The 13,559-nt window shown below is 43.6% G+C and carries 11 protein-coding genes; 5 read left to right on the top strand and 6 right to left on the bottom strand.

Annotated elements, in window-relative coordinates; genetic code table 11:
- Positions 1-23: 23 nt before the first annotated feature.
- From uraH to puuE, 3 genes are all read right to left on the bottom strand, one after another.
- Positions 24-344, bottom strand: coding sequence for a hydroxyisourate hydrolase (gene uraH / locus ACP7BU_RS00240; protein WP_425878378.1), 321 nt, complete (start codon positions 342-344; stop codon positions 24-26).
- Positions 341-844, bottom strand: coding sequence for a 2-oxo-4-hydroxy-4-carboxy-5-ureidoimidazoline decarboxylase (gene uraD / locus ACP7BU_RS00235; protein WP_253114016.1), 504 nt, complete (start codon positions 842-844; stop codon positions 341-343). Before uraD ends, uraH begins: the two co-directional genes overlap by 4 nt.
- 143 nt (positions 845-987) lie before the next feature.
- Positions 988-1,950, bottom strand: coding sequence for an allantoinase PuuE (puuE, locus tag ACP7BU_RS00230; protein WP_425878381.1), 963 nt, complete (start codon positions 1,948-1,950; stop codon positions 988-990).
- 310 nt (positions 1,951-2,260) lie between these two features.
- Here puuE and ACP7BU_RS00225 point away from each other — a divergent pair, with 310 nt between their 5' ends.
- The 3 genes from ACP7BU_RS00225 to ACP7BU_RS00215 all read left to right on the top strand — a co-directional run bounded on the left by ACP7BU_RS00225 (position 2,261) and on the right by ACP7BU_RS00215 (position 5,138).
- Positions 2,261-3,310: a Rieske 2Fe-2S domain-containing protein gene (locus tag ACP7BU_RS00225; RefSeq protein ID WP_005106979.1), complete on the top strand. Its 1,050-nt coding sequence runs from the start codon at positions 2,261-2,263 to the stop codon at positions 3,308-3,310.
- Between the two features lie 249 nt (positions 3,311-3,559).
- Positions 3,560-4,864 (top strand): type II toxin-antitoxin system HipA family toxin, encoded by a 1,305-nt coding sequence (locus ACP7BU_RS00220; RefSeq protein ID WP_425878383.1) that lies wholly within the window; start codon positions 3,560-3,562, stop codon positions 4,862-4,864.
- On the top strand, positions 4,857-5,138 hold the full coding sequence (locus ACP7BU_RS00215; protein WP_425878385.1) for a helix-turn-helix domain-containing protein: 282 nt from the start codon (positions 4,857-4,859) through the stop codon (positions 5,136-5,138). Before ACP7BU_RS00220 ends, ACP7BU_RS00215 begins: the two co-directional genes overlap by 8 nt.
- A gap of 204 nt (positions 5,139-5,342) precedes the next feature.
- Here the strand turns inward: ACP7BU_RS00215 and ACP7BU_RS00210 are convergent, their stop codons facing one another.
- The 3 genes from ACP7BU_RS00210 to ACP7BU_RS00200 all read right to left on the bottom strand — a co-directional run bounded on the left by ACP7BU_RS00210 (position 5,343) and on the right by ACP7BU_RS00200 (position 9,689).
- Entirely contained in the window at positions 5,343-6,791 is a 1,449-nt protein-coding gene (locus tag ACP7BU_RS00210) for an NAD-dependent succinate-semialdehyde dehydrogenase (RefSeq protein ID WP_425878387.1), read from the bottom strand.
- A gap of 16 nt (positions 6,792-6,807) precedes the next feature.
- On the bottom strand, positions 6,808-8,070 hold the full coding sequence (gabT, locus tag ACP7BU_RS00205) for a 4-aminobutyrate--2-oxoglutarate transaminase (RefSeq protein ID WP_005106976.1): 1,263 nt from the start codon (positions 8,068-8,070) through the stop codon (positions 6,808-6,810).
- 347 nt (positions 8,071-8,417) lie between these two features.
- Positions 8,418-9,689 carry a Glu/Leu/Phe/Val family dehydrogenase gene (locus ACP7BU_RS00200; RefSeq protein ID WP_425878594.1) on the bottom strand — a complete coding sequence of 424 codons (1,272 nt, stop codon included), beginning with the start codon at positions 9,687-9,689 and terminating at the stop codon, positions 8,418-8,420.
- Positions 9,690-10,017: 328 nt separating this feature from the next.
- On the opposite strand from ACP7BU_RS00200, the gene ACP7BU_RS00195 reads away from it, so the two are divergent.
- Both ACP7BU_RS00195 and ACP7BU_RS00190 read left to right on the top strand, forming a co-directional pair.
- A complete protein-coding gene (locus ACP7BU_RS00195; protein ID WP_004646934.1) occupies positions 10,018-11,520 on the top strand; it encodes a PLP-dependent aminotransferase family protein in 1,503 nt (500 codons plus the stop codon).
- Between the two features lie 417 nt (positions 11,521-11,937).
- Positions 11,938-13,392, top strand: coding sequence for an amino acid permease (locus tag ACP7BU_RS00190; protein WP_253145647.1), 1,455 nt, complete (start codon positions 11,938-11,940; stop codon positions 13,390-13,392).
- The last annotated feature ends 167 nt before the right edge of the window (positions 13,393-13,559 follow it).

Here is a 13,559-nt window from a genome sequence, read left to right as displayed (position 1 = left end):
ACCCTCAAAGTCTAAATATAAAATCAGCTTCCGCGATATGTGGAGTACCCGAATGGGCTGATCAGTAAAGGAATATGAAAATGCTGGAATGCATCTTTCACATAAAAATGAATAACTGCTTTAGGAAAAAAAGTTTCTAAACCCAAACCTTCAAAATAAGCAGATGTAAAAAACTCAAGACTATAGATACCTGTTTTTAAATCGACTATGCCAAAATCACTGACGCGACCGTCTGTATTGGTTTTTGTCTCAGCAAGCAAGCGACCGTCTTCAGCAAAAAGTCGTACCACCACGTCTGTCGCAGGTTTTCCCAGATGTGTATCTAAAATATGCGTGCTAATCATGCATGAAGCTCCTGAGCCAGTCGTGACAAGGCAATTTCTGCCAGTTGATGATGGACAATACGTTTCTCAATCTCTGGATCATTTAGCAAACGATAGTTCAGGGCTTGAAGGACGTCTTCACTGCTCAATCCAGCAGCTTTGATCAGAAAGATAAACCCATATTTTTTTTCATAGGCAAGATTGCCTTTAAGCAGCGCGAGCTGGGTATCGTCATCTGCTGTAATGCCGGATTGCTCACGATGGGAAAAGTCTTTTTCTATTTCACTTAATTCAGCCTGTGCCTGTTTTTCACCTATACGGGGATGATTATCCAGCGCAGTTTTAATTTCATCCCAACTCCAGGTCGCCGCCTGTTGGTTCGCTGCACTCAAAACATCCTCAAGCGATGCATAAGGACGTTTTGTGGCAAGCTCGGTCGACCAGCTGGGTATTTGCACACAGTGCTTTAAAAAGATCATCGCATCTTCTGCTGATGCTTGATTAAATTCAACAAGTTGCACTATTCAATCGCCTGTTTATATTGCTTGGTTATTTAAAACTGGTTTTGCAATAACAGTGCCAAAGCTGATGTGTTTGTTATTTTTATAAAGTACATGACTCAAAAAAGAGCATCTAAACTGATCTTTTCCAATATATTTTATGATTATGGCGCATGATGGTTATACCAGTGCTCGGCAATATCCCCACGACGGCAAATCCAGACCTTGTCATGATTTTGAATGTAGTCCAGGAACTTTTGTAGAGCTTTAAAACGTCCCGGCCGTCCTAAAGTACGGCAGTGCATGCCAATCGACAGCATTTTTGGCGCAGTTTCGCCTTCGGCATAGAGCACATCAAAAGCATCTTTGAGATATTGATAAAACTGTTCCCCGCTATTAAACCCGCCCGGTGAACTGAATTTCATGTCATTGCTATCCAGGCTATAAGGAATAATCAAATGCGGACGTGTTTCCCCTGCCTGATTGGTCAAGGTGCTCCAAAATGGCAAGTCATCTCCATAGTAATCAGCGTCATATTTGATGTGAGGAAATTCAGCCAGAAGTTGACGGGTGTTTGGACTGTCCCGACCGGTATACCACCCAATAGGCGCTTCACCAAACAGGCTTTCCAGAACACTGATCGCCTGATCCATATACTGACGTTCAAGTTCAAGCGGCATGTCCTGATAATGTAGCCAGCGCTGCCCATGTGAAACCACATCATAATGAGCTGATTTAATCGCCTCGACCACATAAGGATTACGTATTAAGGCCATACCGACTCCAAAGATAGTCATCGGCAAACCACGTTTCTGGAACTCCTGATGAATCCGCCAGAAGCCTGCACGTGAACCATATTCGTACATCGAATCCATCGACATATGTTTGTCTGGAAAGCTGGCAGCACCGATGATTTCAGATAAAAACTGTTCTGACCCCGTATCACCATGTTCAATGTGGTTTTCACCACCTTCTTCATAATTCAGCACAAACTGTACCGCGACACGCGCGCCGTTTGGCCATTGCACTTTTGGTGGTTCGCCATGATAACCAATCAGGTCACGCGAATAAGGTGCACTGCGAATGCTCTCGATAAGTTCTTGTCCGCGTAAATAGCTAGTCGTCACATCAAATCCTTGTCGATTCTGAGTAAATGATCAATTGTCTATACGCGTGATAAGCAATTTGTGCGCCAAAGTAGAGCATCGACAGCGCGAACATAGGCTTAAAAAGATTATTTTTAGGAGATTTAAGCATTTAAATATCCCATCTCAATATTTGCGTGGTTGAACATAAAAAACCTGGAAAGATGCTTATTTTGTTTTTAATCGCTGGTCAGTGTTCTGATTTACGCAATCCTATGTCCTGTTAATTGAAATTTCATAGAACACATTGCTGTTTTATAGTCCAGCTAAAGGTCATGACACAGAACCCATTATGAATACAAATATCGCCGCTTTTAGTCCCGACTTACCAGTCCATATGACATTCGAGGAACATGACTGGCATCTTTTGGCTCAGTACTGGTATCCGATTGCACTTGCGCGTGATATTACAGATCAGCCAACAAGTAGCATGCTGCTTGATATGCCTCTGGTGATTTATAAAATGAACGATGAACTGGTGGTGGCGAAAGATGCATGTCCGCATCGCGGTGTACCTTTAAGCTTGGGAAAAAATGACGGCCAAGGCGTGGTGTGTCGTTATCACGGTTTACGCTTTGGCAATGAAGGTAAATGCAACCGTATTCCTGCACATCCTCAGCATAAAATATCGGAACGTTTCCATTTGAAAACTTATGCTGCGGTAGAAAAGTATGGTCTGATCTGGTGTTCATTAAGCGCTACAAAAGATGCAGAACCTCATATTCCTAACATGCCTTTTTGGGATGATGCTGAGTATCAGCAACTGGTCTGCCCTCAGATAGACATTCAATGTTTTGCAGGAAGACAGCTCGAAGGTTTTATTGATGTGGCTCATTTTGCCTGGGTGCATCCAGACACTTTTGGCGATCCGGAGGATGTAGAAGTTCCTGATTACAGTACGACAGAAACGGAGGTCGGTTTTAATGCAGATTATATCAGCAGTGTGGGACGTTATCCGATCGGAACAGAGCAGCGTGGCCAGGAAGATTTTAAATGGTTACGTCATTTTGAAGTGAGCCTACCCTTTACTGCAACACTTACGATTCATTTTCCAAATCATGCCAAGCAGGTCATCATGAATGCGGCTTCACCCATGACTGCGCGTTCAACACGACTTTTTGCACCTATTTGCCGCAATTATGATAAAGATTTACCGGTTGAAGATGCCTATGCCTTTAATATGAAAATTTTCGAGGAAGATCGTGTGATTGTAGAAAATCAGAAACCTGAATATTTACCTCTGGACTTATCTTTAGAAGCGCATTTTCCGGCAGATCGAAGCTCGAGTATGTACCGAAAATTACTACGTAAACGGGGATTTAGTCCTTTATTTGCTGCTTAAAATTTTATTCAAAAGAAAGATTCATAATAAATAACCAGGGTTAGAGCTCCTCTGATATTTAAAAATTAATTGGGTTATATATTGATTTCTATGAGGATACATCTTGTTATATAGCCTCATAAGCCTTGTATTCTGGTGAAGATAAGGCCTTTTAGAACGATAAAGAACTTTAAGAAGATAAAATTAGTTTTTTATTAAAATAGGTATATAATAAATAAAATCACTTTACTTTACTATTTTAATAAAATTATGAATCAATATTGCACACTGCAGATTTATCAGGAAGATGAATGGCTGGATTGCGCTATTGTTGAGATTGTCGGTCAACAACAAACTGGATGGCAAGCAGCCACGCGCACATCATATCTATTTGAATATGCTATTTCTTATATGGACCTAAGCGATGGGCATGCGCTAGCCTATCATTTACCAGTAAATGTACAAAATACCTTGCAATCTACCTGGCCAGCCTTCCTGATGGATTTGTTACCTCAAGGTTATGGCCGTAAAGAATTACTCCGTCAGCTTAATTTTTCTGAAAACACTCAGGAACAAGCAGACTGGGCGCTTCTAAAAGCGGGTGCAGGTAATCCGATTGGTAATTTACGGATTAAAGAGGCTTATGAATGGCTACAGGGGCAGTTTCCTGTTCAGCAGAATCATGGCTTTAGCCTAGACCAAGTCGTAGAACGTCAAGAAAACTTTATTGAATCCTTAGCCTCTTATGGACTTTTTATTGCCGGCTCTTCTGGTATTCAGGGCGAGTGGCCAAAATTACTGCTGACTCAAGGTCATGATGACCTGTTCTATCTGGATCACACGCTGACAGATCATCAGGTCAAACAGCATTGGCTGGTGAAATTCAGTCGTGGCAGTGATCAGAATCTAGATAAAATTTTGATGCACGAAGCCTTATATATGAAAATTGCCCAATACCTGGGACTTCGTGTTCATCAGGAACTGGAGCTGCATGGTAAGACTTTATTTATTCCCCGATTTGACCGTAAAGTCAGCGATGGGAAGGTTGAAAGAATTGCCCAGGAAAGTATTGCTTCTCTGGGAGGAAAAGCCGGTTTTGGGGTAAGAATGACCCATAACCAGATCTGTAGCCTGTTGATGCAATGCTGTACTGAACCAAAACAGGAAATCTTTGAATATTTGAAGCGTGATCTTGCCAATGTTGCTTTAGGCAATAAGGACAATCATACCCGTAATACAGCGATTCAACGTTTCAATAACGGAATCATTCAACTAACCCCATTATTTGATTTTGCGCCGATGTGGCTCCATCCAGATGGTATTGCCCGAACTACGCGTTGGGAGCGAGATGATCATGGTGGTATGCCAATTTGGCATTCAGTTATCGAACAGATAACAGAAAGTACGCTAATTGATTCAGAAGAAATCAGAGCGGTGCTAGTCGAGCAATTACCACTTTATCAGGGGTTACTCGAGCACATGCAGTATCTGCAATTGGCACCTGAAATTCTAGAAAATAGCCAGTATCGAATTGATAATATTTGCCAACAATTGGAGGAGCTGAATTATGGATAAACGCTTCAAGCCACTGACTCCGATTAAACAGATGCAAAAGAGATTGTCTGTACTTGAAACCGTCAGTAACAATCCTGACTGGCCTTTTCATCAGGTTGCTCGCTTCATTCGTACCGAGTTGCACCTCACACTCAACGATATGGCTAAAATTACCAAGATTGCTCCCCAAACTCTACAGAAAATGGAACAACCTGAAGGAAATCCAACACTCAAGTCTATGCAGAAATTACTGGATGCTTTTGGTTTAAAGTTAGAAATCAGGGTTAAATCCTGATGAGAAGCTGATGCTTTAATTGATATTTGCGGGAATTTTAGAGAAGAAGAATGGTTTAACAACTGAAAATATGCCCTGCTCCAATCTGTTTATTGAGTCCTTGCTCCATCGCAGGAATCCCGGTTTAAATTAAACGCGGGATTCACTGGAGGCTGATATTTTCTTATCAGTTTTTTAATGAATACGTTTACTTTTTAAACGTCATTATGAAGAAATATCAACACAGAGATATTTCATTTCAAGATATTCATCCATACCGAATTTGGACCCTTCACGGCCTAATCCTGATTGCTTGACTCCACCAAATGGCGCAACCTCATTAGAGATAGCTCCGGTATTGATTCCCACCATACCGTATTCTAAGGCTTCGCCTACACGCCACTGACGTGCTGTACTTTGGGTAAATACATAGGTGGCCAGACCGAATTCCGTATCGTTCGCCATCTGAATTGCTTCTTCTTCAGTCTTGAAGCGGAATAACGGCGCCAACGGTCCAAAAGTTTCTTCTTTTGCCACACGCATCTGCTGGGTGACTTCAGTCAGAAGCGTTGGTTCGAAGAATGTACCGCCCAGATTTGAGCGCTGTCCACCGGTTTTCACCTGTGCACCTTTGCTCACTGCATCGGCAATATGTGACTGCACTTTTTCAATCGCAGCCTCATCAATTAATGGACCTTGGGTAGAAGCTTCATCACGGCCATCACCGACTTTCAGTTTGTCAACGGCAGCCACCAGTTTTTCTACCAGCGCATCATAAATGCCATCTTGTATATAAATCCGGTTCGCACAAACACAGGTCTGCCCACTGTTCCGGAATTTACTGGCCATGATGCCCTGTACCGCCTGTTCAAGATTGGCGTCATCAAAGACCAGAACTGGCGCATTGCCACCAAGTTCTAAGGACAGTTTTTTGATGGTCGGCGCACATTGCTGCATCAGGATACGACCGACTTGAGTTGAGCCGGTAAAGCTTAACTTTTTCACGGTTTCGCTTTCACATAAGACCTGACCCACTTCAACCGCATCACCACTGACATGCAGCAATACATCTTGTGGCAAACCTGCGCGCAAGGCCAAAACTTCAAGCGCATAGGCGGTTAAAGGCGTTTGTTCAGCCGGTTTAACCAGCATGGAACAGCCAGCAGCCAGAGCTGGCGCGGCTTTACGGGTAATCATCGCCGCCGGAAAATTCCACGGTGTAATGGCCGCTGTCACCCCAATCGCCTGCTTAATGACCAATAACCGTTGATGGGCAAGCGTTGGAGTCAACACGTCACCATCAATACGGCGTGCCTGCTCAGCAAACCAGCGGATAAAGGAAGCAGCATAACCGATTTCACCCCGTGCCTCAGCCAGTGGCTTACCCTGTTCAGCAGTCAGAATCTGAGCCAAAGATTCTTTATGTTCCTGCATCAGATTGAACCAGGCCCAAAGCACATCCGCACGTTCGAGGGCTGTCTTGGTTTTCCAGGCTTTTTGGGCTTGCTGAGAACGAGCTATCAGCTGTTCTACAGATGTCCGGTCATGGGATTTTACCCAGGCCAAAGTGGCTTGGGTTGCTGCATCTTTGACTTCAATATATTCATCCGTGGCAGGCTGATCGAAGTTGATATCAGGATGCTGTAATAAATCTCTATATTGCGCTTGAAGCATGATCATTACTCTTTTATTAGGCTGCGACAGACAGTGCAAACCCTTGTTTCAAGATAGCCAATCCCGCACGGAACTGTTCTGCCGGAATCGTGAGCGGGTATAGGAAACGGATTACATTACCATAACGACCGCAGGTCAGGATTAACAGACCATTTTGCATGGCATGGTTTTGTACAGCTTTTGCCTGTTCCGCAGTTTCAAGCTCAACCGCCACCATTGAGCCCAGTGCACGAATATCTTTGACCATGCTAGATGACATTTTCAGTTCATGTAAAACATCAACCAGTTCTGCGCCTAGATCATTCGCTCTTTCACAAAGACCTTCTTCTTCAATGATATCCAGTACCGCATGGGCAGCCGCAACAGCAACCGGGTTACCGGCATAAGTACCGCCCAATCCACCCGGATTTGGTGCATCCATCACTTCAGCACGACCCACAACGCCTGAAATCGGGAAACCGCCGCCCAGACTCTTTGCCATCGTAATCAGATCTGGCTTGGTCTCATAATAATCCATCGCAAACAGTTTACCTGTACGCGCAAAACCAGACTGTACTTCATCAGCAATCAGTAAAATGCCGTTTTGATCGCATAGTACACGCAAGCGTTTCAGGAATTCTGCAGGCACCACATTAAAACCGCCTTCGCCTTGTACAGGCTCAAGCACAATCGCTGCTACGTCATGCGCAGCAATATCTTCTGCGAAAATATCTTCAATGCTTTGAATTGCATCATTAACACTAATGCCTTTGGATTCCACCGGGTAACGGGCATGGAAAACACCACCAGGCATCACCCCAAAGTCGCGTTTATAAGGTGCAGTTTTACCGGTCATGGCCATCGTCATGAATGAACGGCCATGAAAACCATTACCAAAAGTCACAATGCCATGACGGCCAGTATGGGCACGGGCAATTTTAACTGCATTTTCGACAGCTTCAGCACCAGTCGAAAAGAATGAGGTTTTTGCAGCACCTTGGATGGGTGCGCGTGCATTGATACGTTCTGCCAGAGCAACGTAACTCTCGTATGGTACAACCTGATAAGCCGTATGGGTAAATTTGGTTAATTGTTCAGTGACCGCAGCAATAATTTTAGGATGGCGATGGCCAGTATTCAGTACGGCGATCCCGCCCGCAAAGTCGATATATTGATTGCCTTCTGCATCCCAAATGGTCGAGTTTTCTGCTTTCTCTGCGTACCATTGACACATGACCCCAACACCACGTGGTGTTGCCTGCTGTTTACGTGCATTCAGTGCTGAGTGTTTACTGTCCATTTTGTATCCTCATTCTTGATTCATACGTTGTAAATTTTGCTATCCGGATCTTGGGATAGAAATTTGCCAAAGACTGGCTGATATGGTTCATTTTGCGCTTTTATACGTATGAGACGAGAGCCACTTTGCAGCAGATCGAAGGAGCCAATTGGTCTAGTTGAAATTAGTAAAAGAGTCAAAATATAAAATTATTTTATTTATAAACAAGTATTTATGTTTTTAATAAAAATTGGCTCCTTTTTAAATAAAGAAGCCAATTTAAAAATCCATTGCAAAAATTTAGGATAGGTCATCATGGATTAAATCCATTCATTTTTATGGATTAATCCATCTTGCAAAAACTTCGCTTAACCCGGATAGATGCCGCGTTCCTGACGCGCCATTAAAATCCGCTCACAGGCCAGAATATAAGCGGCTGTACGCAAAGAACATCCGGCCTGGACTGATTTTTGCCATACATCCTGTACCGCATTTTTCATGCTGGCATCCATACGCTGATTAATCTCTTCCTCGGTCCAGAAATAACTGGCCAAATCCTGAACCCATTCAAAATAGCTGACCGTCACGCCACCCGCATTGCAGATTACATCTGGCACCACGGTAATATGACGCTCACTCAGAATTTCATCCGATTCAGTCAAAGTGGGACCATTGGCACCTTCCAGAATCATTTTGGTCTGAATATTTTGCGCGACCTGAGTATTAATCACACCTTCCAGCGCTGCCGGAATAAAGACTTCGGCAGGAATGGTCCAGAAAGCTGATGCAGAAATTTCATCGCTGGCAGAAAATCCCTGAATTTTATGGTGGGTATTTGAGTATTCAAGCAGCTTTCTAATATCAATCCCCTGTTCCTGATACAGGGTGGCAGAATGGTCCTGAACACAGATCACTTTGCTGCCATTTTCCTGGAAAAGCAGCGCAGCTTCACTGCCGACATTACCGAAACCCTGTACACAGACCCGGGCATTTTTTAAATCTAGACCAATTTGCTGGGCAACTTCACGACCGCTAATAAACACACCACGGCCTGTGGCTTTACTGCGGCCTAAAGACCCCCCTAAATGAACCGGCTTTCCGGTCACTACACCAGTAATCGTAGAACCCGCATTCATGGAAAACGTATCCATCATCCAGGCCATGATTTGCGGATTGGTTCCAACATCCGGCGCCGGAATATCTTTTTGCGGTCCAATAATTAAATTGATTTCTGCCGTATAACGTCGGGTCAAGCGTTCCAGTTCGCGCTTGGAAAGCTGGCTCGGATCAACTCGCACACCGCCTTTGGCACCGCCAAAAGGTAAATTTAGAGCAGCACATTTGATCGTCATCCAGGCCGACAGAGCCATCACCTCATCCAAATTGACATCTGGATGAAAACGCACGCCGCCTTTGCCTGGACCGCGAGTTAAATTGTGCTGAACACGATAGCCTTCAAAATGCTGAACCGTACCATCATCCATGATGACCGGAACATCGACAATCAAACTGCGCTTTGGGCGTCGCAGCATGTCCAGTCGTTCACTCAGCTCACCCAGATAAGGCGCTACTTTATCCAGTTGCTTAAGATAATTGTTCCAGGCCGTTGTACCTTGCTCGGTATAGGTCAATCCTTTCATCATCATGTTCATTCTATGATCCTTTTGTTATATGCAGTCGTATGTCCTGGCGGCTGCAACACATCTCTATTCGGCTGTTATGGCAATCATTGCTTGATTCAGGTCTTAGTTCAGCGAGCTCCAAACAAAATCAGTGTCTAGATTTTCCGCTTTAGTTTTAATCGGTATCTGTGTATATTGCCTGCCCGCCTGTATGCTCGCATTCAAGCCGCAGGTACATGATCAAAACGCATACAAGACACTTTACAATGACTGCCTGATCAGACTATTTTGCACCTAGCAATACCGCTCTCACGAGAGCCATTTCAAATTTGTAGGAGAGAGCCAATTGCGTAGCTTGCTTGGAGATTATTTACTGCAGCGATTGCAGCAAGATGTCACAGGAACATTACAGATGCGCCTGTTCCGCTGCTTGCGTAACGCGATTATTGATAGCGTATTGGCTCCCAAAACCCGCTTGCCTGCATCACGTGATCTGGCTAAAGAGATTCAGGTATCGCGTAATACGGTGTTAAATGCCTATGAACAATTACAGGCACAGGGTTATGTTGATGCCCGTACCGGTCAAGGTACCTGGGTAGTAGAGAAATTACCCGAATCCTTTTTGGTGAAGGCAGAACAGAATTCTCCTGCCGTTGCAGAAAAAAAAGCACAGCAAAATTATAATCTGTCGCAACGCGGTTCTTACTTGCTCGGCTATTCCGCGGCTTCGCCTTATCAATGGGGAGCCTTTGTACCGGGCGCACCCGATGTAACCGAATTTCCGCATCATATTTTCAGCAAAATCCAGACGCGTTTGAGCCGTGAACCTCAAGTTAACAACCTGATTTACAGCAATGCCGGTGGCTCTCTGGAACTGCGTCAGGAGCTGGCAGAATATCTGAAAATTGCCCGTTCAGTGCAGTGCGATGCTGATCAGATCATTATTACCGAAGGCACCCATCAGGCGATTGATTTGGTCTCGCGTACTTTAAGCGACATAGGCGATGAGGTCTGGATCGAAGATCCAGCCTATTGGGGCGCGCGTAATATTTTACGAATTAATGGCGTCAATCTACGTTCCTTACCGGTGGATCAGGAAGGGATTATTCCCGATCTGCATCCCAAGAAACCACCTAAACTGATTTTTGTGACGCCGTCGCATCAGTATCCTTTGGGCTCACATTTAAGTTTAGAACGGCGCAAACAGTTAATTGCACTGGCACGCCAGCACAATAGCTGGATTGTTGAAGATGATTATGACAGCGAGTTCAGGTTCTCGGGCCAGCCCTATCCTTCTTTACAAGGTTTAGAGCCGGATTCTCCGGTGATTTATATGGGGACGTTCAGTAAGACGATTTATCCGGCCCTGCGTATTGGCTATTTAGTGGTACCAAAACAGCTCTTTTCTTCATTGCGAATTGTAGCTTCGGAACTTTATCGTGGTGGTCACTTAATCGATCAGCAAACACTGGCTGAATTTATCCGTGAAGGACATTATGAGGCGCATATCCGACGGATGCGTTTATTGTACGGTAAACGCCACGCTTTTTTAATTGACCTGATTCGCCGACATTTAGGTGAAGATTTTCTGCATGAATACAATACCGCCGCCGGTTTGCATCTGATTTTAAAATTGCCGAGCAGCAGTGATGATGTCTTGATTGCATCCAAAGCGCTTGAACTGGGAATCAAGGTCAGAGCCTTATCGCAATACTATACCAAACATTATTCCACCCGGCAGAAAGGATTATTACTGGGCTTTGCCTGTGTGAGTGAACAGGAAATTCTGGTGGCTTTCGGGATATTGTTAAAGTGCTTGCGCGAGCATGGGATCCGCACTTTAACTTAGTAAAAACTCAGGGATCAATACAATTATATTTTTAAAATCAAAAAGCTTTTAATTTATTTTTAAAGGGAACGTAAACCTGCTTTTAGCCTGATATTTTAGGTAAGCTTTATTTTTCTGTAAATATTGCCTGCTTATATTTTTTATCTCTTAAGCCAATTGGCTCCTTTGAATTGCTCAAAAATGGCTCTCGTCACTTTACAACAAAAAAGAGAAATTAACTGCATACATGAACAGCATGTAACCGTACTTTAATCAAAGTGTGATCCTGTCTATAGGGCTACAAGGATTTATTTTATTAAGATTAACTTAATATTGGTCAAGCACTGATGAATTCGGTTACAGTTTCAAAGGATAAGATAGCGTAAGCCAAATAAGGAATTTTATTGCCGCTACGCTATTGATATTAAGGGAAATTATATGGCAGAACATCAACATTTCTCCAATTCCGAATCATCAAACGGCTTAAAAAACGGACTTAAATCACGCCATCTCACCATGATTTCAATTGCCGGTGTCATTGGTGGAGCACTCTTTGTCGGCTCCGGTAATGTCATCTATTCTGCAGGACCGGCTGCACTCATTGCCTATACTCTAGGTGGACTATTAGTTTTACTCATCATGCGTATGCTGGGAGAAATGGCGGTACTGAATCCCGACAGTGGTTCATTTTCAACCTATGCGGATCGTGGAATCGGGCGCTGGGCTGGATTTTCTATCGGCTGGTTATACTGGTCTTTCTGGACGTTGCTCATGGGCTGGGAAGCCTTTGTTGCCGGGAAAATCCTAAATAGCTGGTTTCCATTTATCCCGATCTGGGGCTATATGCTTCTGGTCACTGTAGCACTGGTCTGGATTAATCTCCGTGACGTAAAAAACTTTGGTGAATTCGAGTTCTGGTTTGCCCTGATCAAAGTTATTGCCATTGTACTGTTTCTGGTGTTTGGTAGTTTGGCCGTGATGCACCTGTGGCCTTGGGGCGATGCCTCTATGCTCGGTGGTACAACTCATCTAACCGCTCAAGGCTTTATGCCCAATGGCTTTTCATCGGTGATCACTGCCTTACTGGGTGTAATGTTTGCTTATATGGGAGCAGAAATTGTTACCGTGGCAGCAGCTGAAACCAAAGATCCCGCCAAGGAAATTCGTAAGGCCGCTAATTCAATTGTATGGCGTATCATTTTATTCTATGTCGGTTCAATGCTAATTACGGTTTGCCTGATTCCGCACAATAATCCTTTATTGAAAGATCCGACCTGGGGTACGTATAGTGTGGCACTTACTGCACTCGGTATTCCAGAAGCACGCCATATTGTTAATTTTGTCGTGCTCACCTCGGTATGTAGCTGCTTTAACTCCGCACTTTATACCTGTTCACGCATGGTCTATTCCCTCTCGAAACGTGGAGATGCACCAAAGAGTTTCGGTTTAACCAACCGCAATAACAGCCCATGGGTAGGTGTCATCTTTTCAAGCCTGTTTTCTTTCGTGGCGATTTATCTGACTGCCACCGAAAGTATGAATATTTATGATGTCTTGATGTTAGCGACTGGTACCGTATCTTTATATGTCTATCTTGCTATTGCCATTTCTCAGCTTAAGTTACGTAAAAAACTGGAAGCTGAAGGACAAAATATTCCATTCAAGATGTGGTTATTCCCATGGCTCACTTATCTGGTCATTATCTTTATTGTCGGCGCTTTAATTACCATGATTATTGAAGGAACCTATTTTAAAGAAGTGGTTTATACCAGTGTGCTTGCATTATTTATTGTGGGCTTAGGCATCTGTGCACAAAAGTTTAACTGGGGTAAAGCCTCAGCCAAAAAGGAAAAGGCAGCACAGGCCAGAATTAATTTAAGTGATAATCTTTAATTTATTTCTATAGAAATTTTTTAAACACATCAGAATGAATAAATAAATGGAGAGTTAAAAAACTCTCCATTTATTTTATATACAAGCCCAGTAAAAAAGGCCTATGTATGTCTAGATTTTAAATCTCCGTTGATACCTCACCTTTCCTAATCAAATTTCACCTTTCA

This window comes from Acinetobacter sp. 40AMC3-4, assembly GCF_049898185.1.
Taxonomy (GTDB): domain Bacteria; phylum Pseudomonadota; class Gammaproteobacteria; order Pseudomonadales; family Moraxellaceae; genus Acinetobacter.
The sequence above is the reverse complement of the archived record's forward strand: the minus strand, read 5'-3'. Positions and strand labels throughout refer to the sequence as shown.

What these genes read in the sequence shown, in the direction of transcription:
- uraH (WP_425878378.1), bottom strand. Translation starts at nt 344, where the DNA reads ATGATTAGCACGCATATTTTAGATACACATCTGGGAAAACCTGCGACA.
- ACP7BU_RS00225 (WP_005106979.1), top strand. Translation starts at nt 2,261, where the DNA reads ATGAATACAAATATCGCCGCTTTTAGTCCCGACTTACCAGTCCATATG.
- ACP7BU_RS00220 (WP_425878383.1), top strand. Translation starts at nt 3,560, where the DNA reads ATGAATCAATATTGCACACTGCAGATTTATCAGGAAGATGAATGGCTG.
- ACP7BU_RS00215 (WP_425878385.1), top strand. Translation starts at nt 4,857, where the DNA reads ATGGATAAACGCTTCAAGCCACTGACTCCGATTAAACAGATGCAAAAG.
- ACP7BU_RS00210 (WP_425878387.1), bottom strand. Translation starts at nt 6,791, where the DNA reads ATGCTTCAAGCGCAATATAGAGATTTATTACAGCATCCTGATATCAAC.
- gabT (WP_005106976.1), bottom strand. Translation starts at nt 8,070, where the DNA reads ATGGACAGTAAACACTCAGCACTGAATGCACGTAAACAGCAGGCAACA.
- ACP7BU_RS00200 (WP_425878594.1), bottom strand. Translation starts at nt 9,689, where the DNA reads ATGAAAGGATTGACCTATACCGAGCAAGGTACAACGGCCTGGAACAAT.
- ACP7BU_RS00190 (WP_253145647.1), top strand. Translation starts at nt 11,938, where the DNA reads ATGGCAGAACATCAACATTTCTCCAATTCCGAATCATCAAACGGCTTA.